The organism is uncultured Pedobacter sp. (assembly GCF_913776295.1).
Lineage (GTDB): Bacteria > Bacteroidota > Bacteroidia > Sphingobacteriales > Sphingobacteriaceae > Pedobacter.
In genome coordinates this window covers 57,858-80,512 of record NZ_CAJYOJ010000077.1, presented here as the reverse complement: position 1 = coordinate 80,512, position 22,655 = coordinate 57,858, and the positions used below count along the sequence as shown (strand labels likewise).

Sequence of the window (22,655 nt, the reverse complement as noted above, 5' to 3'; positions counted from 1 at the left end):
CTCTTTTTTAAATATATTATCAATTTTAAATGGCATCTAAATTAATAATTATATATTTGCAGCCTTGAAAGTAAGTAATGTCTAAACCTCTTAATCAGAGATTTAAATGTTACTTAGAACCAAGCCATAGGAATAAGGCTTTTTTAATTTTTTGAAGACAACCTAAACAACCTGAATGCTTAATTTAGTTCTCTTTGGCCCTCCAGGGGCGGGTAAAGGCACCCAATCTGAAAAGCTGATTGCAAAATATCAGTTGGTACACGTTTCAACAGGCGATCTTTTTAGAGCACACGTTAAAGGAGAAACCGAACTGGGAAAAAAAGTGAGTCAATTGTTGGCCGACGGGGAATTGGTTCCTGATGCCATTACCATTGCCATGCTTGAGGAAGAAGTAGATAAAAATCCTGATGCCAAGGGATTTGTGTTTGATGGATTTCCGCGTACTGTTCCACAGGCAAAAGAGCTTGATTTATTTTTAGAGCGTAAAGGCAGTAAAATAGCCGGCGTTATTGCTTTAGATGTTGATCAGGAAGAACTGACCAAACGTATTGCTGAACGCCATAAAATTAGTGGCCGTCCGGATGACGATGCCGAAAAACTGAAAAAACGGATTGCAGAGTATTTTGATAAAACCATTCATGTATTGCCTTATTACGAAGCACAGGGAAAATTGAATAAAGTAAATGGAATTGGTGAAATTGAAACCATTTACAACGAGCTTTGCGCGGTAATTGACCAGTACAAGGTTTAATTAAAAATACCAATTATCAGGTATCAGATAAAATGCCTCAGGATTAATTTTAATACCTGATATCATTTCAAAAACATATAGGGAGTTATAATGTTAAAAGCGTTATAACTCTTTAGTTTTAAAGGAATTGTTATTTTAACTTTCCATTATTAAACATTACAGTAGTAGATTATGTCACAGGGTTCAAATTTCGTAGATTATGTAAAAATTTGTTGTCGTTCCGGTAAAGGCGGCGCAGGTTCAGCACATTTACATCGTGATATTTTAACGTCAATGGGTGGGCCTGACGGTGGTGATGGCGGTCGCGGCGGCCACATTATCGTTAAAGGCAGTATCCATATCTGGACATTATTACACCTTAAATACCGTAAACATATTATTGCCGAAGATGGAGGTGCAGGTGGTAGTTCGCATAAATCCGGTAAACAGGGCAAGGATGAGATATTGGAAGTTCCGTTGGGTACCATTGCCAAAGATGCAGAGACCGGAGAGATCCTTTTCGAAATTACCAAAGATGGAGAAACCAAGATTTTAACACCTGGCGGACGTGGAGGTTTGGGTAATGCACATTTTAAAAATGCGGTGCAGCAAACACCTCGTTTTGCACAACCAGGTGAGCAAGGGCAGGAAGTATGGAACATTTTGGAGCTGAAAGTTTTAGCCGATGTGGGCCTTGTTGGTTTCCCTAATGCGGGAAAATCTACTTTACTTTCTGTCGTTTCTGCGGCCAAACCAGAAATAGCCGATTATCCGTTTACCACTATTGTTCCCAACCTGGGTATTGTAAGTTACAGGGGCGGAAAATCATTTGTGATGGCCGATATTCCGGGCATTATCGAAGGCGCATCAAAAGGCAAAGGTTTAGGGTATCGTTTCCTACGTCATATTGAGCGTAACTCGGTGTTATTGTTTATGGTTCCGGCCGATACCAGTCGCTCCATCAAAGAAGAATATGCCATCCTTAAAAGTGAGCTGGAATCCTACAATCCGGAATTAATGCAAAAACCGCACGTTTTAGCCATTACCAAATCAGATATGCTGGATGAAGAGCTGATGGAAGAAATGAAGCAGGATCTGCCTGATATTCCATCCATATTTATATCCTCAGTAGCTGAAAAAAATATTTTAGAGCTGAAAGATATGCTTTGGAAAGCTATTGAAGGGTAAAGTGGTTAATGTGTTTAGCGGTCATTTGTTTAGTGATTTGTATTTTGCAATTCACCTAATGACCAATAAACCAATGACTAATGAACTATTAGCCTGCTAAGCTCGCAAACGGTCAACCGCCAAACCAACCCATTCTTTTAAGATATATTGCCATTGGGTTAATGCACCGGCATCGGGCATGTAATAATCAGAGATATCATACTTTTCCTTTCCAATGTAATCTGTAGGGTAATAATCTAATTTCCTGTTAAAAGCCTTATCAAAAATCATTTTTGAACGGGGGATATGCCATGCACTTGTAATGACCAATATGGATGCATTTGGCTGGTTTTTGGTAACCAACGCTGCACTATATTTTGCGTTTTCTATCGTGTTTTTGCTTCTGTTTTCAATTACGATCGATGAATCCTGAACCCCAATACTTTTCAGATACTTTAAAGTCATATCCGCTTCGATAGATTCAGTTCCAATTAATTTCCCAGAACCTCCGCTGATGAGGATTTTCTTGATCACACCAGTTTTTAATAAATAAATCGATTGTATTAACCGATCACCTCTATCGCTAACAGCTAATTCACCCCTTTGTGTAGATTTTGAGAAACCACCTAATAAAATGCCAACATCGTATTTTTTTGGTGCCGGATATTTAGCTTCATACAGATTATAGATTTTTCCGATAATGAAACCGTTCGAGAAAATAAACAATAATGCAGTAGCAATGATGAAAAGTCTGTTTCGGCGCTGCTGTTTTTTAGAGAAAAGAGCAAACAGTAATACTGCAAAAATACAGATGATGGGTTGCAGCAGAAAGATTAAAATTTTAGAAAGAATAAAAATCATAATTGGCAAAATAATCTCGTAAAACTAAGATTATTTTGCCAGTTGTATGTTAACCTTGTCCTTCCTGAACCTGTCCATTTTCATGTGCATGTTCCAGAATCTCTTTCACATCCGATTTACGCTTTTTTTGAATGGTGTGTTTAAAATGGGGTACTTCATGTTGAACAATGTCTTCTTCAATAGCTTCCACGCCAAAAACTTTCTCTTTGAGTAAATTATACTTGTCCTGAAAACCATAACGAAGGTTTTTGGCACCTCCGGCAATTTTTCCACGTGTACCCGCACCACTATCAGGGGCAAATAAAATACTGATTACAGCTCCGGCTGCTAAACCAGCTACTAAGGCCAGGGCAATTTTTGCACTGTTATCCGATTCGTGCTTCAAATATTTTCCGATTAACTTTCTGTATTTCATAAGGTAGTGTTTTTTTAAAAAGAACAATCGGTATGTTATAATGTTTGGTTTTTTTGATTTGGAAAGTAAATGCTTTGCCTGTGCCTGAAGCGTTTAGGTTTCAGCCGGGTAAAAAAAACAGACTTTTTACATATGTTTAAAGTTAAAGCGCAATATTTGGATAACTAAAACGAATTGTAATGGTAAAAGCAACAATAAATAAAGAACACTATGCCTGTTCAGTTACAAATGGTTCTCATGAAATTATAGTAGACGAACCCATAGAGTTAGGGGGAACGCACAAAGGTTTTGCCCCTAAAGGACTGTTAATGGCTTCATTAGCCTCTTGTGTAGCTATTACCTTAAGGATGTATGCCGATAGAAAAGAGTGGCCGATTGACAAAATTGAAGTAGAAGTAAACGTTGATACTGAAAACGGCGAAACGATATTTTTGGAAGAAATTACCTGCACCGGCGTGCTTACTGAAGAACAGAAAGTTAGGTTGGAAGAAATCGCGGAAAAATGTCCGGTGAGTAAAATACTGGCTGCCGGCCATGAAATCCGATCAAGGGTACTGTAAGTAATGGTGAAAAACTCTTTCATACAATCCTAAAAAGCTTTAATATCTTTGTCATCCACAGTGTTTGCTGCTTTAAAAAAACAATTTATGCCTACTGAAATAAAATGCCCCAATTGTGCCCATGTTTTTCCGGTGGAAGAAGCTATGGCCGAAGATTATAAGAAAGAGTTACGGGAGAAGGCGGCTGCTTATGCCAGGCAGAAAGATGAAGAATATCAGCGTAAACTGCAGGTTTTTGAGTCAGAAAGACAGCAGCAGTTAAAAGCTTTTGAGGCTAAATTAGCTGAAGAAAAAACCAGGCTGAAAGATAATCTGGAAGAAAACCTGCGTAAAAGTATCTCGGCCGATTTTGAAAACAAACTGCAGATACTGGAAGGCAACGCAAAAGAAAATGCTGAAAAACTTAAGCTGGCACGAGAAAAGGAACTGGATTTTTTACGTCGGGAGGAAAGCCTGAAAGTGAAAGAAGAAGAAATGGAACTTGCTTTTCAACGTAAAATGCTGGAACAGCGCAATGAGCTGGTAGAGCAGATCCGTAAACAGGAAGCAGAAAAAAATAGCATTAAAGATACAGAACATCAATTGCGTTTAAAGGAATTGGAAAAGCAGCTCGACGATCAAAAAAAATTGGCTGAAGAAATGAAACGCAAAGCCGAGCAAGGGAGTATGCAATTACAGGGAGAAGTGCAGGAATTGATCCTGGAAGAATTGCTCCGTACCAATTACCCTTTCGATTTAATTGAAGAAGTAGGTAAGGGGGTGCGCGGTGCTGATTGCGTGCAGGTGGTGCGTAACCAGTTCGGACAGGAATGTGGCAAAATCATTTATGAAAGCAAGCGTACTAAAGATTTTGGTGGCGACTGGATTGAAAAACTGAAGAAAGATATGCGGAGCATGGGCATTGACGTAGCGGTAATTGTAAGTCAGTGTTACCCAAAGGGAATGGACTGTTTCGGGCAGCGTGATGGGGTTTGGATCTGTTCTTTTGAAGAAGTAAATGCGGTAGCCTATGTATTGCGTGAAGGTATTTTACGTCTGGCTGGAGCAGTAAAATCGCAGGAAAACCGTGGCGAAAAAATGCACATGTTGTACGATTATTTAATGGGTGCAGAGTTTTCTGAACAATGGAAAGCCATTAGAGAAGGTTTTATGAGCATGAAACTATCTATACAGCGCGAGCGCGATGCGATGGAACGCTTGTGGAAGGCACGTGAAAAGCAGTTGGAAAAAGTACTTTTAAACGCGACCCACATCCGTGGTTCGATAGAGGGAATCGCTGGTAGTGATAGTGTACAGCTGAGTTTAACCGATGAAGATGATACGTTGCTTTTGGAGTAATACGAATAATTTAGACATTGCAGATTGTTAGAAAATGGTTCGTGGCGACACGAACCATGGCGTAGGAATAAAAAATATAAATCTCATATATTCGCTGCGGTTCGTTTCGCCACGAAACGGAACATTGTAGACATTTCCATATTAGGTAAACCAAAATCTGCAAGCGCTAATATGATAAATTAATAATAAGAATAATTAAAAGATAACATGAATAAAAAAACTAACCAATTCTTTACCCGCTCTAAAATTCTTACTTTAATCTGCACTCTCCTATTTTTTGGGAGTGCTTTCGGGAACGTTCCCGGAGAAAATCTGAAATCTCCGGATGGCAATCTTGTAGCCAGCTTCGCTTTGGCTGAAGGGGGCGTGCCAACTTATAGCTTAAAGTACAAAGGAAGAGATGTAATTAAAACGAGCAAGTTAGGTTTGGAACTTAAAGAGGGCAAATCTCTAATGAACGGTTTCTCCATTACCGATACCAAAACCAACGCTTTCAACGAAACCTGGAAACCGGTTTGGGGCGAAGTAAAAGAAATTGTCAATCATTACAACGAACTGGCGGTAACCCTAACACAAAAAGAAACAAACCGTTACATTATTGTCCGCATGCGTTTGTTTAATGATGGTTTGGGTTTTAGATATGAATTTCCTGAACAGAAAAACCTGGATTATTTTGTAATCAAAGAGGAGAAAACACAGTTTGCCCTGGCTGGCGATCATAAGGCTTTTTGGCTCCCCGGAGATTACGATACACAGGAGTATAGCACGGTGACATCAAATTTATCGGAAGTTCGCGGAAAAATGAAAGCTGCGGTAACGCCAAATGCTTCGCAAACCACTTTTTCGCCAACCGGCTTACAAACACCGTTAATGATGAAGAGTAAAGATGGTTTGTATATTAATATCCACGAGGCAGCTTTGATCAATTATTCTCTGATGTCGTTAAACCTTGATGATCAGAACATGATTTTAGAATCTTGGTTAACACCAGATGCAGTTGGTGATAAAGGTTATATGCAGGCACCCTGTTTATCTCCATGGCGTACCATAATCGTGAGTGATAAAGCCGGTGATATCTTAACCTCAAAACTTACCTATAACCTTAACGAGCCTACCAAATTCAAAGACGTATCCTGGATAAAACCAACTAAATATGTTGGTGTTTGGTGGGAGATGATTACCGGTAAAAGCACCTGGGCCTACAATGATTTAACCAGTGTGCAATTGGGCGTAACCGATTATTCGAAAACAAAGCCTAATGGCAAACACGCTGCAAATACCGCCCATGTAAAAGAATACATCGATTTTGCTGCGAAGAATGGTTTAGATGCTGTTTTGGTGGAAGGCTGGAACGAAGGTTGGGAAGATTGGTTCGGTAAAACGAAAGATGATGTATTCGATTTTGTTACCCCTTACCCTGATTTCGATGTAAAAGAGCTGCACCGATATGCAGCAAGTAAAGGCATCAAAATGATTATGCATCATGAAACTTCTTCGTCGGTCCGTAATTATGAGCGTCATCTGGATACGGCCTATAAATTTATGAAAGCTAACGGCTACGATGCGGTTAAAAGTGGCTATGTGGGCAACATCATCCCAAGGGGAGAACACCATTACGGTCAGTGGTTAAATAACCATTACTTGTATGCCATTCAAAAAGCGGCCGAATACAAGATCATGGTGAATGCACATGAAGCTGTCCGCCCGACAGGTTTAGCACGTACCTATCCAAATTTAATCGGAAACGAATCGGCCAGGGGAACAGAATACGAGGCATTTGGGGGCAATAATGCCGATCATACCACCATTTTGCCATTTACCCGCTTAATTGGCGGACCTATGGATTATACCCCAGGGATTTTTGAAACCAGGGTAAGTGCATACAATCCTGAAAATACTTCTTTTGTACACAGCACATTGGCCCGGCAACTGGCACTTTATGTAACCATGTATAGCCCTTTGCAAATGGCTGCCGATTTACCGGAAACCTATAACAAGTATATGGATGCTTTCCAATTTATTAAAGATGTAGCAGTAGATTGGGACGATACCAAAGTGCTGGAAGCAGAACCTGGTGATTACATCACTTTTGCACGTAAGGCAAAAGGTAAAAATAATTGGTTTGTAGGTCGTACCAATGATGAGGAAGCCCGCACTTCCAAAATCAACTTCAGCTTTTTAGAACCAGGTAAAAAATACACTGCAACGATTTATGCTGACGCAAAAGATGCGCATTATGAAACCAATCCAAAAGCCTATACCATCCGCAAAATGGAAGTCACCAATAAAACTAAATTGACCCAGTATTGCGCCCCTGGTGGTGGTTATGCGATCAGTATCATAGCAAAATAAATTTGAATTAGTGGTGTCATTTGTTGCCAACTGACACGTTTTTCCCGTCGTAGCCTCTCGCTAAGACTTTTTATTGCTAATTTTTGCCATGGATGTGTTATTCGTCTTTTAGAGATCAACAGGTCTCAATTTTTATTTGTGGTTAATTGGGCAATGTTGGTTCCAGCCAGCTCGCACCAGGTTACATATCAGTCAGGTGGCAACCCCTGACTGTACCCTGAATCGACTTTTTTATTATACCGTATTTATAATATCTTAGCAAAACCATTAAATTTAATCAGCCAACTATGCCCAAAATCAAAAATCATATAGAACTTCAATTTTTAAGCGAACCCTCTGATGTTAATTATGGCGGTAAGGTACATGGCGGGATGATGATGAAGTGGATTGATCAGGCTGCTTTTGCTTGTGCCCTGCAGTGGAGCCAAACGTATTGTGTAACGGTATATGTAGGTGGAATCAGGTTTTTTCACCCTGTTCATATCGGGCATCTGGTTAAAATGGAAGCACGCATTATTTACACGGGCAAAACGAGTATGCATATCGCGGTTGATGCTTTTTCAAAACCTGTAGAGCAAACCGATTTTGTTAAAAATACACATTGTATTATTGTGTTTGTCGCGGTAGATGACAATGGGCAACCGAAGCCAATTCCGGCTTTTAAGCCTAAAACCGAAAAGGAAATTGCCATGCATGGCTACGCCATTAAATTAATGGAACTGCGTAAAAGCATCGATAAGGAAATGGAGCCGTATATTGTGTAGGGCTGAGAGTTGAGCGGTTAGCGTTCGCCACAGGGAAAATGAGGTAAGGCACCGAGTGTACGGAGTTAGTTTTGTGATTATGTCAACATTTGAGTCTCTGTGAACCTTTGTGAAAAACTCTTTGGCCTCTGTGGGTAAGGAATATTGTGTATTTTGCGATAAAACAAGTCACTTAGCTTTCACCACAGAGAAAACAGAGGAAAGGCACCGAGTGCGCAAAGATAGTTTTCCAAATATAATTATTTAATTCTCTGTGATCCTCTGTGAAAAACTCTTTGCCCTCTGTGGTAAAAAAAAACATTGTGAAATTTGCAAATTAAAATCATTGAGCTTTGCGAAAAACTTTGCGCCCTTTGCGGTTAAAATAGGCTATTCCGCAATAGGCAAACTAAAACAAAACTTGCTGCCTTCTCCAATGGCACTGACTACCCATATTTTCCCATTTTCGGCTTCGATAAAATCTTTGGAAATAGCTAAGCCTAACCCAGAGCCAGATTTATTCTGACCATCAGTTGGCACCTGGAAATACCTGTCGAACAATCTTTTTTGATATTTTTCATCAATGCCTTTCCCAAAATCGCGCACAGAAAATTCGATAAAATTGTCTTTTTGTAAAATATCGATGATCACTTTAGATTTTTCGGAGCTGTAGCGCAATGCATTAGATAAAAAGTTAACCATTACCCAAGCCGTTTTCTGAATATCGGCATTCACATTTGGCAAGTTCTCGCCGCCATTCAGCACCAGCTGAATCGATTTCTGTTCCGCCTGGAATTTCACCGCATCAATGGCATAATTCGCAATTTCTTCGGGTTTGGTTAGGGAAAAAGTGAGTTTTAAATTACCGGTTTCTACCTGCGAGAGATCCAGCAGTTCACTGGTAATTTTTAGGAGCCTGTCGCTATCCTCTTTGATGTGGTGAATTAACTCTTGCTGCTCTTCGTTCAGCATGCCTACACGCTCATCATTGAGCAATTTCAGGCTCATTTTAATGGATGAAAGCGGTGTTTTTAATTCGTGCGACACGGTGGCAATAAAATTTGTTTTGGCTTCATCAAGCTCCTTAAACTGCGTAATATTTTTTAAGGTATAAACGCTTCCTGCCGATTTAGATGAAGCAATTAGGGTGTTTTCTTCCTGCTCGTCGTAGTTCGGTATGATGATTTCGCGACTTTCCAGCAGAAAATAGGATTCTTTGTCATCAGCATAAATTTTTAAGGTATTGTCACTGATTTCAGGTTTGATAATCCGTTTGAGCAACTCATTTTTTTGCATCAGTTCGGCTACATTTTGACCGACCACTTTCTCCTCATCCAGACTCACCAGTTTTGCAGCCAGATGATTTAGAAAGAGCACTTCTCCTTTCTCATTTAAACCGATAATGGCATCCTGCATTTGCGCAATTATGGCTTCTATACGTGATTTTTCGGATTTAATTTTAGACAAGTTGCTGTTTTCCCATTCATTTAATTTAATTACCATTCCGTTAAAGGAATTTGCCAGTTCTGTAAACTCATCCTCGTTTTCGAAATGTAAACGCTGTTTATAATTTTTACGACTAATCTGTTTAATCGCTGCACTGAATTCGGCCAGGGGGTTGGCCACAAAGCCCGGAAAGTTGACAATGAAAGTAAAGAGGATAATAAAACTTAATGTGGCCGCTATCATGATGTAGAGGTTTGCCCGCGACGAGGTTTCGTTTGCCAGTTCATTTTTATCATAAATGGCTTTCATGTTAACCTGTTCTATATTTTGAAGTGCAACACGCAAATTTTTAATATTTCTTTCGTTAACGGTTGAAGGTTTTGAGCCATTTAAGGCATTAAAGGCTATTTCTAACTTCCTGAAAGCTGCTTTTTCACCAGGTTCGGTAATGTTCAAACCCTCATTTTTTAGGTTTTCGGTAAAAGTAGTCAGCTGTGTGGGGCTTAATGGAAAAGCATTCTGGTCGATTACATTGCGCATAGCGGCAACATATTTTAAAGATTTGTAATTGTCTTTCAGAATGACCTTTGATTTGTCGGAAAGCTCATTTAAGAAAAAGAGCGCAATTAATCCGAAGGATAAGACAATAATAAAGAGAAAGCCGAATCCGAGGCGGAGTTTGGTTTTTATTTTCATGATGAAATGGTTAACCGCAAAGAGTGGAAAGTTTTTCGCGAAGAACGCAAATTAATTTCTCTCTTTTCGTGGTAAAAGTAGCTTATAATTAAATCTGTTTACTGATGAACTAAATTACACAACAAAGGTTAGATAAATAGCATCCGTTCAGCTCGTAGTCAATAGTGGTGCCAGTGCATTAATTTCATATTTAAATCATTGTTGAATAGGTTTTTACGTTATTTTTGTGATGGCAATACGTAAAATAGCCTTTTCATTTTGGAAGGGTTTTTATCATAATGAACTATAACTCCTGAAAGTTCAGTACTGTCCTGTATGGCTAAACCCCTGGTCGTTGCAGGCGGGTGATCGGAGCGAACCTCGGTTGCAACGGAGTAAAGCGAAGAGCAGGGACAAACATGGCGATGAAACACAGGTTTTGCTTTCCAAATCACAGAAAATTGCGTTATTCTGAAGGAAGCAGCTTTGTACGCTCTAGGCTGTTGCGGGTTAAGCTTTATAATGCACTTTGTGCTATTTCTATAACCCGGGTGGCGCTGTTGGCACTTATAATATTGCTTGAAAAACAGGATACGTTCCTACGGAACGAAAACGCCAATTTGCAATTGGCTACCCGGGAATCGTCCCGATGGGACGACCTGACAATCTAGTAAAAACGAGGCTTTTCGTTAAAAATTGATAAATTTCTCTATCTGCTCATTGGTGAACTTAATGGTATCCGGCTGGATGAGGTTACCTGATTCATCTAATTCTGTTTTAATGTTCGGAATATGCAAACGAAGAGGTAAAATATTTAAATGAATATAATGGCAAACGCCCGTAAAATGATCTACACCACGGATATTGCCATATTTACCGGAAGAAATGCCAACCAAAGCTGCTTTTTTATCATAAAAACTATCCGGGAAATTACAGGCATCTATTAATACTTTAAGCACACCTGGGTAGCTTCCATTATATTCTGGTATGATAAACAAAAACTTTTCGGTGCGGTTGATCATGTCCTGGATTTCCTGAAAAGCTGCCGATCGTTTGCCGTACATATCGGTATTCAAAACATCTGCAGGCAGATGCTCCAGACTGAATAGATTGGCTTCCGTTTCTTTTTCTTTTAATTGCTTTTGGTAATATTTAGCAACTTTTAGCGTATTGCTATTGGGCCTGTTGGTTGCAGCTATAATCGTAATCATGGATAATTGTTAATAAGATGTGTAAAACCCAAATACGCTTCTTGCTAAAATTGCCATATAGTTTGTATCTTAGCTGATTGTGAAAAAGGCCGTAAACAAGGCAAAAATAGAACTTTTTGCCGATTTTACATGCATAAATAACACAGCCCAAATAAACGTTAAGTAAATTTCGGATACATAGATGAGCAAAATTATTGCATTGGCAAATCAAAAAGGTGGTGTTGGTAAAACAACATCGTCTATAAACCTGGCTGCTAGTTTGGCCGTATTAGAATACAAAACTTTACTGGTAGATGCTGATCCTCAGGCCAATTCGACTTCAGGTATTGGTTTCGATCCACGGAATATTAAAGATAGTGTGTATGAGTGCATCATTAACGATATTGATCCGCTGCAGGCCATCCAAAAAACGGATACTCCAAATTTAGATTTATTGCCTGCCCACATCGATCTGGTAGGTGCAGAAATTGAGATGATCAACCTCAATAACCGCGAGTATAAAATGAAAGCGGTTTTGGAGAAGGTTAAAGACCAGTATGATTTTATTATCATCGATTGTTCGCCATCCTTAGGTTTAATTACCATCAATGCTTTAACTGCTGCCGATTCGGTTATTATTCCGGTGCAATGCGAGTATTTCGCACTGGAAGGTTTAGGCAAATTGTTAAATACCATCAAAATTGTTCAGAACCGTTTAAATCCTGATCTGGAGATTGAAGGTATTTTATTAACCATGTACGATGTTCGTTTGCGCTTATCAAACCAGGTGGTAGAAGAGGTAAAAACACATTTCAACGAATTGGTTTTCGATACCATTATTCAGCGTAATACCCGTTTAAGTGAGGCCCCAAGTTATGGCGTTTCGGTAATTATGCACGATGCGAATTGCAAAGGTGCCATCAACTACCTGAACCTGGCCCGCGAAATTGTAAAGAAAAACGGCCTTTTAAAGGAAGAAGAAAACATTGGAACAGCAACTTTATAAATTATAGATGACATCTTTTCAGCGAAAAACAGGTTTAGGAAGAGGGTTGAGTGCGCTTTTAGATGATAGCGAATCTGCTCACCCGCCTAAACACCAGGTAAATGCGGTAAGTGAAACCGAGCAGATTGGCAATATCAGTCACGTCAATTTAACTGAAGTTGAAACCAATCCATATCAGCCCCGTACCGAGTTCGATCAGGTGGCTTTAAATGAGCTTGCCGATTCGATAAAGATACAGGGGTTAATACAGCCCATTACCGTTAGAAAACTGACGGCAAATAAATACCAGCTTATTTCGGGTGAACGGAGGTTCAGGGCCTCTAAACTGGCCGGTTTAACCCAGGTTCCTGCTTATATCCGCAGTGCCAACGACCAACAGATGCTGGAAATGGCCCTGATCGAAAATATTCAGCGCGAAAACTTAAATGCCATTGAAGTGGCGTTGAGTTTTCAAAGGATGATTGATGAGGTAGGTTTAAAACAAGAACAGTTGGGCGAGCGCGTGGGTAAAAATCGTACTACAGTAACCAATTACCTGCGTTTGTTAAAGCTGCCACCCGCTATTCAGGCTTCCATTCGCGATCAGCGAATCAGCATGGGACATGCCAGAGCTTTGATTAATGTTGATGGTGTTGATAAACAATTGTTTATTCACCAGGAAATTTTAGAAAAAGGCTTATCCGTACGTAAAGTGGAAGAGCTTGTACGCAATTTGCAGCACATACCTTTAAAAGCCAGCGAAAAGTCAAAAGAGAAAGCGGTTTCCTTTCAATATCAAAAACTACAGGATGATCTGGCTTCCAAGTTTGCTACCCGTGTAAAGTTAAAAGTAAGTCAGAACGGTAAGGGAGCAATAGAAATTCCGTTTATGAGCGATGAAGATTTAAACCGGATTCTGGAATTATTAGACTGGTAATGCAAAAGACTAAGCTTTTTATACTGGTTGCTGCATTTACATTTCTTCTTGTAAACCTAGCTGGTGCGCAGGTTAAGGATACTTTACCAAAACCAGCAGACACCGCGAAAATTATGGTCTCGAAACGCTTAGATACCGCGGCTAAAAAAAACATGACCAGAAAGGACTCGGTGAAAGCCAAGTATGTTAACCCAGGTAAGGTTGCCGGCAGAAAAGCTGTTTTTAGATCGATGATTATACCCGGCTGGGGGCAGTTGTATAATATTCAATTGCTTAACGATGGTTATGGCACAAGAGCAGGAAAAAGCCAGTTTTTTCAAAAGATCTACACTGGTGGCAAAATTGCAGCCATTTACGGTGGTGCCACTGCACTTACGTTATCGCTAATGGATAGCAGGAAGAAATACAAACGTTTTTTAAATGAGGCACAATACCGCCAGGATCATCCAGGCAGTAAGTCCGATTTAAAACAGTATAGTGATCAAGGTATCCTGGACGGAAAAAGTTTATACAAGCGGAATTCGCAGATTGTGTACTTTTCTTATGGTTTGCTTTATGCTGCCAATATTATTGATGCCTATGTTGCAGCCCGTTTGCATTTTTTTAATATTGATGATAACCTTTCTTTCAGGGTAATGCCATCGGTGATGGGTGCCGATTCCATGTATGGTTTCAATTTAACGCCGGCGCTGAAATTATCACTGACGTTTTAATACTGCAACATCATGAACTTAATAAATAAACATTTAAAGTGGTGCTGAATGGCCTGATAATCGTTTAACGTTGCTTTTAAAATAAGAACAAAACAAACATATAAAGATGAAACTTGCGCTTTTAGGATATGGTAAAATGGGACAGATTATCGAAAAATTTGCAGTGGAACGTGGCCACGAAATTGTTTTGAAGATCACCATCGATAATCAGGAAGATTTAACCAGGCAGAATTTAAAATCAGCCGATGTAGCTATCGACTTTAGTACGCCTGATTCGGTTTTAAAAAATATTGATGCCTGTTTTGATGCCAATGTTCCTGTGGTTGTAGGCACAACGGGCTGGTACGGCAAACTGCAGGAAGTAAAAGATGATTGCGATAGAAGTAACAATACGTTGCTTTATGGGTCTAACTTTAGTATTGGCGTAAATTTGTTCTTTAAGCTTAATCAAACTTTGGCTAAGCTGATGAATAAATACCCTGCTTATGATGTTCAGGTAGAAGAAATTCACCATACACAAAAGCTGGATGCACCAAGTGGTACAGCCATTACGCTTGCAGAAGGGATTGTGGATAACCTGGATAGAAAGCAGGAGTGGTTAAACGAAGTGGTAGGCACTGATGTTGAATTATTTCCGACAGCTGAGCAATTGCTGATCGAATCGCATCGAATAGAAAATATTCCAGGCACACATACCGTAATTTACAGTAGCGAGGTTGATGAGATAGAAATTAAACATACCGCCCATAACCGGGCTGGTTTTGCCTTAGGTGCGGTAGTTGCGGCAGAATGGTTAAAAGATAAAAAAGGATTTTTCAGTATTACTGATATTTTTGAATAAGCCAAAGTTTTTCAGTTGGCAGTTGGCAATTTTTAGTTGGCAGTTAGCCAACCCAAAAATAAAGTTGTGAAACCACAGTAAAAGATTACAGATAACCGGTAGCCGATTTTGTAAATCGCTAAACCAAAAATAAGACATATGAATTATAAATTCTGGCAACGAAAAAAAGATGCCCCAAAGAAGAAAAAAACGAAAACCCGCGAATGGGTTGATGCCATTGTTTTTGCAGTAGTGGCTGCAACCATAATCCGCGTGTTTTTTATTGAGGCTTATACCATTCCATCAGGTTCGATGGAACGATCATTACTGATTGGCGATTTCCTTTTTGTAAGTAAAGTTAATTACGGGGCACGTATTCCGATGACGCCGGTGGCTTTTCCGTTTGCTCATCATACCATGCCCTTAACCACTTCTACCAAAGCTTACTGGGATGGCGTACAGTGGAAATATCACCGTTTACCAGGTTTGTCTAAAATTAAAAGAAACGATGTAGTGGTATTCAACTTTCCGGAAGGAGATACCGTTGCCGTAGAAAACCAGGCAGAAAGTTATTATGCTTTGGTTCGGAGCATGGGCCGGGAACAGGTGAGGAGCACTTACACCATTGTAGACCGTCCGGTAGATAAACGCGAGAACTTTATCAAAAGATGTATCGGTATTCCGGGAGATGTTATTTCGATGAAGAATGGTATTGCAAACGTAAATGGTAAGGATGAACCTTTAAAAAGTACGGGTATGATGCCATATCGCATAGAGTTTAAAACCATGGAATTTAATTATGCCGCGCTAGATGAGTTTAATTTAAACCTGGGCAGTGTACCGGCGGTGGCTGCTAATACCTACATCGTAGATGCTAGCCCGGAAATTGCAGAAAAGCTGAAAACTTTTGATTTTGTAAAATCAGTTACCTTAAGCCCTGATCCCGCCGGAGCCGTTCCGGGTGGCGTTTTTCCGAACGATCCTAACCGGGTTTGGAACAGGGATAACTTCGGACCGATTAAAATACCTTCAAAAGGTTGGACCGTTAATATCGATAGCAATACTATGCCGTTGTATTACAGGGCAATCAGAACTTACGAAGGAAATAAAGTGGAACAAAAAGCAGGTGTTTGGTATATCAATGATAAGCCTGCTACTTCTTACACCTTTAAAATGGACTATTACTGGATGATGGGAGATAACCGTCATAACTCAGCAGACTCGCGTTATTGGGGTTTTGTGCCTGAAGATCATATTGTGGGTAAGGCTCTTTTTGTTTGGATGAGCTGGGACAGTACCGCCTCTTTCTTACATAAAATAAGGTGGAGCAGGTTATTTATGGGAATTCACTAATAAAATATAATTCTTTAAAAGGGGCGGATAATCGAAGATTATTCGCCCTTTTTGTTTTCACGACATTTATTATTAACTTTTAAAAAAAATTAAAAAGTATAGTGATGTTTTAAAAATAATTTTTAAGTTTGGATTGTAATCAAATATCATGTCTGTAATTGTTGCAAAAAATCAGCGTCTTAGGGCTGGTATTATCAAACATTTGTATTATAAAAAGTCGCTATCACTTACAGACCTAAGTAAGCTGACCCAGAAGAGTTTGCCTTTGGTTACCGCTGTGGTTAATGGTTTAATTAATGAAGGTTATATCATAGAAGAGGGATTTGCACCCTCAACAGGTGGCAGAAGGGCAGCGATGTTCCTCATCAATCCAAATCTGCGAAAATATATTGTGGCTATTGCCATGGATCAACTAACCTCCCGATTAACCATTTACGATCTTTCTCGGAAAATGATTACACCCATTCAGACTTTAGAGTTTGATCTGTCATCAAAAGAGTGTAATATCGGAGACCTGGTTAATTTTATTAATAGCAGTATCGATCAGTCAAAAATCAGCAGAACAGATATTTTAGGGGTTGGAATCGGTATGCCAGGTTTTGTTAATGCTGATGAAGGCATTAACCATTCTTTTCTTAAGGTCGACGAAGGAACAACGTTAAGACGTTATCTATCTTCCGAAATCAATTTACCCGTACATGTAGATAACGATTCCAGTTTAATTGCGCTTGCTGAACTTAATTTTGGGGAAGCCGTTGATTTAAATGATGTAATGGTGGTTAATATCGGTTGGGGAACAGGTTTGGGCATTATTGTAAATGGCAAATTATACCGTGGAAGTGGAGGCAACGCCGGAGAATTTAGTCATATCCCGCTTTCGGACAGCGACAATTTGTGTTCGTGTGGCAGAAGGGGCTGTTTAGAGGTAGATACGTCTTTATTGGTAATGGTGAAGCGCGCAGAAGAAGCCATAGCGGCAGGTGCCGACTCTAGCATGAAAAAATATTTTGAAGACAAAAGTAAACATCCTGCTGATCATTTCCTGCAAGCTGTGAGTGAACAAGATCCTGTGGCCATATCGGTTCTGGCTAAAGCAATTTTTCAATTAGGTAAAGGAGTAGCTACTTTGATCCACCTTTTAAACCCTGAGTGTATTGTTTTGAGCGGAAGAGGTGCAAAGGCAGGTAAAATGCTTCTGCCTCCTATTCAGCAAGCGATCCACGAGTTCTGTATCCCCCGGATAGCCGAGCAGACCGAAATAAAACTCTCGGCCCTGACGGATGAAGCAGAATTATTAGCTGCCGGGAGTTTGACCGTAGAGTATAATCAGTTTGATTGAAATTAGACAGTGAACAAATGGATGATAAATATTTAACCAAAACCAACACGATATGGCAAGATAAAAGGCTCAATGCAAAATCGAAATTTTTTAAACTAATCCTAAACTAAACAAAAGAAAATGAAAAAAATGTACTTAAAGTGTTTGAGTATATTGTTGTTATGTTTCATAACAATAAGTGCTTTTGCACAGAAAAATATTACCGGAACGGTAAAAGACGCATCAGGACCTCTTCCTGGTGTAAGTGTTTCTGTTAAAGGAACATCTAAAGTAACACAAACAGATGGGAATGGTAAATTTTCATTACCTGTAAATCCAGGTGAGGTATTGGTTTTTACCGCCATAGGTTATGCCAAGCAGGAAGTAAGTACTACTAACCAAACATCACTTAATGTGGTCCTTAAAGAAAGCAGTAATCAACTGGATGAAGTGAATGTAGTAACAACTGCACTCGGCATCAAACGGCAGGAAAAATCGCTGGGTTATGCGGTAAGCACGGTGACGGCCAAACAGCTCACAGAAGCCGGTAATACCAACTTTGCGTCAGCGCTTTATGGTAAGGCTGCCGGGGTAAAAATTACAACAGCCCCAGGTGGTGCGAGTAGCGCGGTAAACGTTCAGATTCGGGGTATTAACTCTATCAACTACAATCAGCAACCTTTATATGTTGTGGATGGAGTAATGATTAGAAATGATGGACAAAATGGTGCTGCGGGTGCTAACAACAACAATTATTGGGATGATCAACGCGTTCGTGGTAACGGCATCCTGGATATCAACCCTGCGGATATTGAAAGCTTGACTGTTTTAAAAGGTGCCAGTGCATCGGCATTATATGGATCTGATGCGGCAAGTGGTGTTGTTGTTATTACAACTAAAAAAGGGTCAAAAAATAGAGGTCTAGGTGTTGATTTTAACTACCAGGGTTCAATTGATCAGGTTGCTTTCTTGCCTAATTTTCAAAATATCTATGGCCCGGGTTATGATAGGGAAACTAACGTAGCAAATGGCGCGACTGAGGAAGGCTGGATTGCTGATGCTGCTTCTCCTAGTGGTTTCCGTCCTTATTTCAGGGCATACGCTAATTTTGGTCCTAAAATGGAAGGCCAGCAGGTAAGATGGTGGGATGGTTCAATCCGTTCATTCTCTCCTCAACCAAATAATTACAGAGATGTATATCAGAACGGATATACTTCAAACGCAAACGTTGCCATCTCAAATCAAACAGAAGGTGTGAACTATCGTTTTTCTGCCTCACGGTTAGACTATAAAGGTACCCAGCCAGGAAATACCGGATCAAAAAATACCTTTAACTTAAATTCTACCATTAAGCTTGCCCCTAAATTATCTGCAGATGTGATTGTAAGTTATGTAAATACCATTACAAAAAACAGACCTTACCAATTAGGACAGGTTCTAGGTTCATTTGGTGGTTTTTTTAGCCGTGCTGAAGACATGGGCTTGATGAAAGAAAGATTTCAAACAAGCAATGGTTATAAGTACGCTACTTTTGATCAAACTGCACGTCCTGAGCCATTTATATTTAATATCAGAGCAACCAATTTGCTGGATTTTTATTGGCAACAATTGAAAAACCAATACAATGAAAATGAGAACAGGTTGTTATCTAGTTTCACGCTAAACTATGATGTTGCGAAGAATTTGAAGTTGCGAGGACGTATTGGTAACGACTATACCAGCGCTAAAACGGAAAACCGTCAGTATACGGAAATTCCTAGCGCACTGAATGGCAATACAAGCACTGGATCATATACAACTACTCAAGGTCAATATGCCGTACTTTACGGAGATGCGTTATTAACTTATTCAAACAAGATCGGCGAAGATTTTGGCATCTCGTTGAGTGGAGGTTATCAAGGTAGAAAAGAGACTTACAAAGACTTAAAATCGAATACCAGAGATGGATTAGTAACGGAGAATTTCTTCGCCTTATCTAACTCATTCAATGTTCCGGAAACTACTGAGGCACGTAAAGAACAGCTTAAATATGCCTATTTAGGTTTGGTAAATTTGAGTTATAAAGATTTCTTATTTGCTGAGGGTACGGCCAGACAAGAATATGTTTCTACACTTCCTCCTGGAAACAATCAATACTCTTATTATTCAGTAAACAGTGGTTTTGTATTTAGCGATCTTTGGAAATTACCAAAATTCTGGAGTTATGGAAAATTAAGAGCTTCTTATGGTGTGGTGGGTAATGCCCCTCCTATTTATGAGGCAAACATTTCATATAAACAGACTTCATTACAATCCATAAATGGTGCGGTACCATCACTTGTATCATTATCTTCATACGGTAACCTAGGCCTAATGCCTGAGAAGAAACATGAAGCTGAGTTCGGCTTAGAAACAAGGTTCTTAAACGGAAGATTAGGTTTGGATGTAAGTTATTACAATAACAAAATTAAAAATCAAATCTTACCACTAGATGTTACTTCGAGCAATGGAGCTCAAAAACAGATTATTAACGTAGGTGAAGTAGGTAATAAAGGTTGGGAGATTGCCTTAAACGCCACGCCTGTTTCTGGAAAATTCAGATGGGATACCCGTTTAAACTTCTCAACTAATAAATCAAAAGTAAATTCATTGTATGATGCCAATTCCGAGATCAATTTCTATTCTTCGGATCAGGCTACTGCCAAAATTGTGGCCAGGGCTGGTGAGGATTTGGGTAATATTTATATCCGTCCGAGAAAAACTGATGCGAATGGAAATTACTTAATCAATGATGACGGTTTCTATATAATGGATAATTCGGTGTACGTTAAGGCAGGAAACATCATGCCTAAAGCAGTTGGAGGTTTCTCTAATACGCTTAGCTATGAAAATTTCGCACTAGACTTTACCATAGATTATCGTTTTGGAGGTAAAATGATTGCGCCAAACTTGAAATACATGCGTGGTGCAGGTATGTTAGAGAATTCAATGGAGTTTAGAGATGCCGCTAACGGTGGTTTAACTTATACCAGCAATGGTAAAACCTACAACGACGGTGTGGTATTGAAAGGTGTAAATCAAACAACCGGATTGCCAAACACTAAGGTACTTTCGGCTGCTGATTATTACTTAACAACTTATAACTGGGGTGAAGGTTCACTAACCGAAGCAGAAATTTTTGATAACAATTATATCAAAATGAGAGAGGTTGTATTGAGTTATAAAATTCCGGCCTCTTTCACTAAAAAACTAAAAATTTCTAATCTAAGATTTTCATTGATCGGACGTAACTTATTCTATATCCACAGAACGTTGAAAGATCTTGATCCAGAGGCACCACTTGGAAACAAATGGTGGTCTCAAGGTGTAGATGTAGGCTCAACAGCAGCATCTAGAAACTTCGGATTCTCATTAAATGCAAATTTTTAGCCAACACAAATAAGATATTATGAAAAAGTTAATCATAAAAGCAAGTTTTCTTGTATTGTCACTAACTGTTGCGGTTGGTTGTAAAAAGGATATTGATGATAAATTTAATAATCCTGAAAACGTTTTAGACCCGAATTTGCCGGGGTTATTTACTGGTATGCTTAATAATGATCGTGTAGCTGCTAAATATTGGAATGTACGTACATTCCTAACGCAAATGCCTGGTGTGTATGCACAAACATCGTATTTTGCTAATAGCAATACTGTTTATCAGCAAAGCGATGGTTATTCACAACAATACTGGGATGATTTTTACAGCCCAGGTGGGAATGGAAGTGGTCCTGTGGCCTTGTATAGAGCAATGGAAAGAAAGTTCAATTCATTGTCATCTACTGACCAGGCAAGTCAAAAAATTATTATGCAGGCGGCTAAGATTGTCTTGATTGAGCAAGCTGCAAAAATGGTAGATCTCTGGGGCGATATTCCTTATTCAGACGCTGGTAGCTTAACAGCAACTAATACGATTAAAAATGCTAAATATGATGAGCAAAAAGCTCTTTATACAAGCTTTATCAGTGATTTAGCTTCGGCGGCTACCTTTTTCAAAACAGCAAATAAAACAGCCGCTTTTTCTAAAGCTGATATTTTATTGCAGGGAAATGTTAAGAAATGGGAATCGTTCGCAAATTCGTTACGTTTGAGACTGTTAATGCGTATTTCGAAAACAGATGAGACTACTGCTAAAACTGCCGTGACCCAAATGTTAGCTGATGCAACAGCTTATCCTTTAATTGACGGTGGAAACACCGCTCAATATTCGCCTGCTAATTCAGATATTTTGTTACAGCCATTAACAAATAACTCGAGTGATCTGCATGATGCTTTTTTTGAAGGCAGTTGGTATGCAACCGATTATATGTTAAATACGGTGATGCTGCCTGCTAATGATCCGCGTATTCCCGTTATTTATGATAAATATGGTCGTGTGATAAAGATTAATGGAAAAGATGTTTTTGTTCCGAATAAAACGTACAGGGCAATGCCAATATCTTTCACGACTGCAGAGCAAGAAGCAAATTTTCCTGATTATGCAGTGCTGGATTCAGCTACATTTTTATTTAATAAAAATCTGCCTGGCATTGTGATTACTGCTTCAGAGGTTAATTTATTGAAAGCTGAGGCGCAGGAAAGATGGGGAAGTTCTGCTGATGCCAAAACGTCTTATGAAACTGCAATTAAGCAATCAGTTTATTTTTATTATTATTTGAACAATGTGAATCAAGGTGGTGGTTATGTAAATGTGAGTGTTCCTTCTTCTTCAGTAATTGATGCTTGGGTTGCAGCACCACAGGTAGCTTACGCAGGTTCAGCTACCGATAAACTTGCTAAAATCTACACTCAAAAATGGACACATCTTGGAGTTCTTCAATCAACGGAAGCCTGGTCTGAATACAGAAGAACTGGTTTCCCTGTGTTAACATTTCCTACAAATGGAAAGCAAGCAGGATTCGAAACGCCACCCACCAGATTGATTTATCCAGCAAAAGAGAAAACTTTAAATAGTGCAAACTATCAGGCAGTACAATCTAAAGACACCCGAAAAACTAAAATATTCTGGATGCCGTAATCCATTTAATTAAATCC

At 39.4% G+C, this 22,655-nt stretch carries 18 protein-coding genes; 14 read left to right on the top strand and 4 right to left on the bottom strand.

From position 1 onward, the window contains the following. Positions 1-175 precede the first annotated feature (175 nt). Positions 176-751, top strand: coding sequence for an adenylate kinase (locus QZ738_RS17550; protein ID WP_293789030.1), 576 nt, complete (start codon positions 176-178; stop codon positions 749-751). Positions 752-922: 171 nt separating this feature from the next. After that, the gene (gene obgE / locus QZ738_RS17545) at positions 923-1,918 is read left to right on the top strand and encodes a GTPase ObgE (protein WP_293789029.1); all 996 of its coding nucleotides are present in this window, start codon (positions 923-925) and stop codon (positions 1,916-1,918) included. Positions 1,919-2,014: 96 nt separating this feature from the next. On the opposite strand, the gene QZ738_RS17540 is transcribed toward obgE, so the two are convergent. Both QZ738_RS17540 and QZ738_RS17535 read right to left on the bottom strand, forming a co-directional pair. Then, entirely contained in the window at positions 2,015-2,758 is a 744-nt protein-coding gene (locus QZ738_RS17540; RefSeq protein WP_293789028.1) for a YdcF family protein, read from the bottom strand. 49 nt (positions 2,759-2,807) lie between these two features. Continuing rightward, positions 2,808-3,173, bottom strand: a complete 366-nt coding sequence (locus QZ738_RS17535; protein WP_293789027.1) for a YtxH domain-containing protein — start codon at positions 3,171-3,173, stop codon at positions 2,808-2,810. Positions 3,174-3,352: 179 nt separating this feature from the next. Between QZ738_RS17535 and QZ738_RS17530 the strand changes: the two genes are divergently transcribed. The 4 genes from QZ738_RS17530 (at position 3,353) to QZ738_RS17515 (ending at position 8,187) form a co-directional block, all read left to right on the top strand. Further along, the gene (locus QZ738_RS17530) at positions 3,353-3,733 is read left to right on the top strand and encodes an OsmC family protein (protein WP_293789026.1); all 381 of its coding nucleotides are present in this window, start codon (positions 3,353-3,355) and stop codon (positions 3,731-3,733) included. Between the two features lie 87 nt (positions 3,734-3,820). Beyond that, positions 3,821-5,071 (top strand): DUF2130 domain-containing protein, encoded by a 1,251-nt coding sequence (locus tag QZ738_RS17525; protein WP_293789025.1) that lies wholly within the window; start codon positions 3,821-3,823, stop codon positions 5,069-5,071. Between the two features lie 207 nt (positions 5,072-5,278). Beyond that, the gene (locus QZ738_RS17520; protein ID WP_293789024.1) at positions 5,279-7,423 is read left to right on the top strand and encodes a glycoside hydrolase family 97 protein; all 2,145 of its coding nucleotides are present in this window, start codon (positions 5,279-5,281) and stop codon (positions 7,421-7,423) included. A 287-nt stretch (positions 7,424-7,710) separates the two neighbouring features. After that, entirely contained in the window at positions 7,711-8,187 is a 477-nt protein-coding gene (locus QZ738_RS17515; protein WP_205056539.1) for an acyl-CoA thioesterase, read from the top strand. A gap of 369 nt (positions 8,188-8,556) precedes the next feature. Here the strand turns inward: QZ738_RS17515 and QZ738_RS17510 are convergent, their stop codons facing one another. Beyond that, positions 8,557-10,308, bottom strand: coding sequence for an ATP-binding protein (locus tag QZ738_RS17510; RefSeq protein WP_293789023.1), 1,752 nt, complete (start codon positions 10,306-10,308; stop codon positions 8,557-8,559). A 668-nt stretch (positions 10,309-10,976) separates the two neighbouring features. Then, entirely contained in the window at positions 10,977-11,498 is a 522-nt protein-coding gene (locus QZ738_RS17505) for an NADPH-dependent FMN reductase (protein WP_293789022.1), read from the bottom strand. A 181-nt stretch (positions 11,499-11,679) separates the two neighbouring features. On the opposite strand from QZ738_RS17505, the gene QZ738_RS17500 reads away from it, so the two are divergent. The 8 genes from QZ738_RS17500 to QZ738_RS17465 all read left to right on the top strand — a co-directional run bounded on the left by QZ738_RS17500 (position 11,680) and on the right by QZ738_RS17465 (position 22,638). Beyond that, complete coding sequence (locus tag QZ738_RS17500) at positions 11,680-12,483, top strand: ParA family protein (RefSeq protein ID WP_090984756.1); 804 nt, start codon at positions 11,680-11,682, stop codon at positions 12,481-12,483. A gap of 7 nt (positions 12,484-12,490) precedes the next feature. Continuing rightward, on the top strand, positions 12,491-13,399 hold the full coding sequence (locus QZ738_RS17495; RefSeq protein ID WP_293789021.1) for a ParB/RepB/Spo0J family partition protein: 909 nt from the start codon (positions 12,491-12,493) through the stop codon (positions 13,397-13,399). After that, positions 13,399-14,112, top strand: a complete 714-nt coding sequence (locus tag QZ738_RS17490) for a DUF5683 domain-containing protein (protein WP_293789020.1) — start codon at positions 13,399-13,401, stop codon at positions 14,110-14,112. Before QZ738_RS17495 ends, QZ738_RS17490 begins: the two co-directional genes overlap by 1 nt. A 106-nt stretch (positions 14,113-14,218) precedes the next feature. Continuing rightward, entirely contained in the window at positions 14,219-14,953 is a 735-nt protein-coding gene (dapB, locus tag QZ738_RS17485) for a 4-hydroxy-tetrahydrodipicolinate reductase (protein ID WP_293789019.1), read from the top strand. Between the two features lie 138 nt (positions 14,954-15,091). Further along, on the top strand, positions 15,092-16,285 hold the full coding sequence (lepB, locus tag QZ738_RS17480) for a signal peptidase I (RefSeq protein WP_293789018.1): 1,194 nt from the start codon (positions 15,092-15,094) through the stop codon (positions 16,283-16,285). A 148-nt stretch (positions 16,286-16,433) separates the two neighbouring features. Continuing rightward, positions 16,434-17,624 (top strand): ROK family protein, encoded by a 1,191-nt coding sequence (locus tag QZ738_RS17475; protein ID WP_293789017.1) that lies wholly within the window; start codon positions 16,434-16,436, stop codon positions 17,622-17,624. Positions 17,625-17,744: 120 nt separating this feature from the next. After that, positions 17,745-21,011 carry a SusC/RagA family TonB-linked outer membrane protein gene (locus tag QZ738_RS17470; RefSeq protein WP_293789016.1) on the top strand — a complete coding sequence of 1,089 codons (3,267 nt, stop codon included), beginning with the start codon at positions 17,745-17,747 and terminating at the stop codon, positions 21,009-21,011. 19 nt (positions 21,012-21,030) lie between these two features. Further along, entirely contained in the window at positions 21,031-22,638 is a 1,608-nt protein-coding gene (locus QZ738_RS17465; RefSeq protein WP_293789015.1) for a SusD/RagB family nutrient-binding outer membrane lipoprotein, read from the top strand. Positions 22,639-22,655 lie beyond the last annotated feature (17 nt).

Excerpts from the sequence above, each read along its gene's own strand:
- QZ738_RS17550 (WP_293789030.1), top strand. The coding sequence starts at position 176 with ATGCTTAATTTAGTTCTCTTTGGCCCTCCAGGGGCGGGTAAAGGCACC.
- obgE (WP_293789029.1), top strand. The coding sequence starts at position 923 with ATGTCACAGGGTTCAAATTTCGTAGATTATGTAAAAATTTGTTGTCGT.
- QZ738_RS17540 (WP_293789028.1), bottom strand. The coding sequence starts at position 2,758 with ATGATTTTTATTCTTTCTAAAATTTTAATCTTTCTGCTGCAACCCATC.
- QZ738_RS17535 (WP_293789027.1), bottom strand. The coding sequence starts at position 3,173 with ATGAAATACAGAAAGTTAATCGGAAAATATTTGAAGCACGAATCGGAT.
- QZ738_RS17530 (WP_293789026.1), top strand. The coding sequence starts at position 3,353 with ATGGTAAAAGCAACAATAAATAAAGAACACTATGCCTGTTCAGTTACA.
- QZ738_RS17525 (WP_293789025.1), top strand. The coding sequence starts at position 3,821 with ATGCCTACTGAAATAAAATGCCCCAATTGTGCCCATGTTTTTCCGGTG.
- QZ738_RS17520 (WP_293789024.1), top strand. The coding sequence starts at position 5,279 with ATGAATAAAAAAACTAACCAATTCTTTACCCGCTCTAAAATTCTTACT.
- QZ738_RS17515 (WP_205056539.1), top strand. The coding sequence starts at position 7,711 with ATGCCCAAAATCAAAAATCATATAGAACTTCAATTTTTAAGCGAACCC.
- QZ738_RS17510 (WP_293789023.1), bottom strand. The coding sequence starts at position 10,308 with ATGAAAATAAAAACCAAACTCCGCCTCGGATTCGGCTTTCTCTTTATT.
- QZ738_RS17505 (WP_293789022.1), bottom strand. The coding sequence starts at position 11,498 with ATGATTACGATTATAGCTGCAACCAACAGGCCCAATAGCAATACGCTA.
- QZ738_RS17500 (WP_090984756.1), top strand. The coding sequence starts at position 11,680 with ATGAGCAAAATTATTGCATTGGCAAATCAAAAAGGTGGTGTTGGTAAA.
- QZ738_RS17495 (WP_293789021.1), top strand. The coding sequence starts at position 12,491 with ATGACATCTTTTCAGCGAAAAACAGGTTTAGGAAGAGGGTTGAGTGCG.
- QZ738_RS17490 (WP_293789020.1), top strand. The coding sequence starts at position 13,399 with ATGCAAAAGACTAAGCTTTTTATACTGGTTGCTGCATTTACATTTCTT.
- dapB (WP_293789019.1), top strand. The coding sequence starts at position 14,219 with ATGAAACTTGCGCTTTTAGGATATGGTAAAATGGGACAGATTATCGAA.
- lepB (WP_293789018.1), top strand. The coding sequence starts at position 15,092 with ATGAATTATAAATTCTGGCAACGAAAAAAAGATGCCCCAAAGAAGAAA.
- QZ738_RS17475 (WP_293789017.1), top strand. The coding sequence starts at position 16,434 with ATGTCTGTAATTGTTGCAAAAAATCAGCGTCTTAGGGCTGGTATTATC.
- QZ738_RS17470 (WP_293789016.1), top strand. The coding sequence starts at position 17,745 with ATGAAAAAAATGTACTTAAAGTGTTTGAGTATATTGTTGTTATGTTTC.
- QZ738_RS17465 (WP_293789015.1), top strand. The coding sequence starts at position 21,031 with ATGAAAAAGTTAATCATAAAAGCAAGTTTTCTTGTATTGTCACTAACT.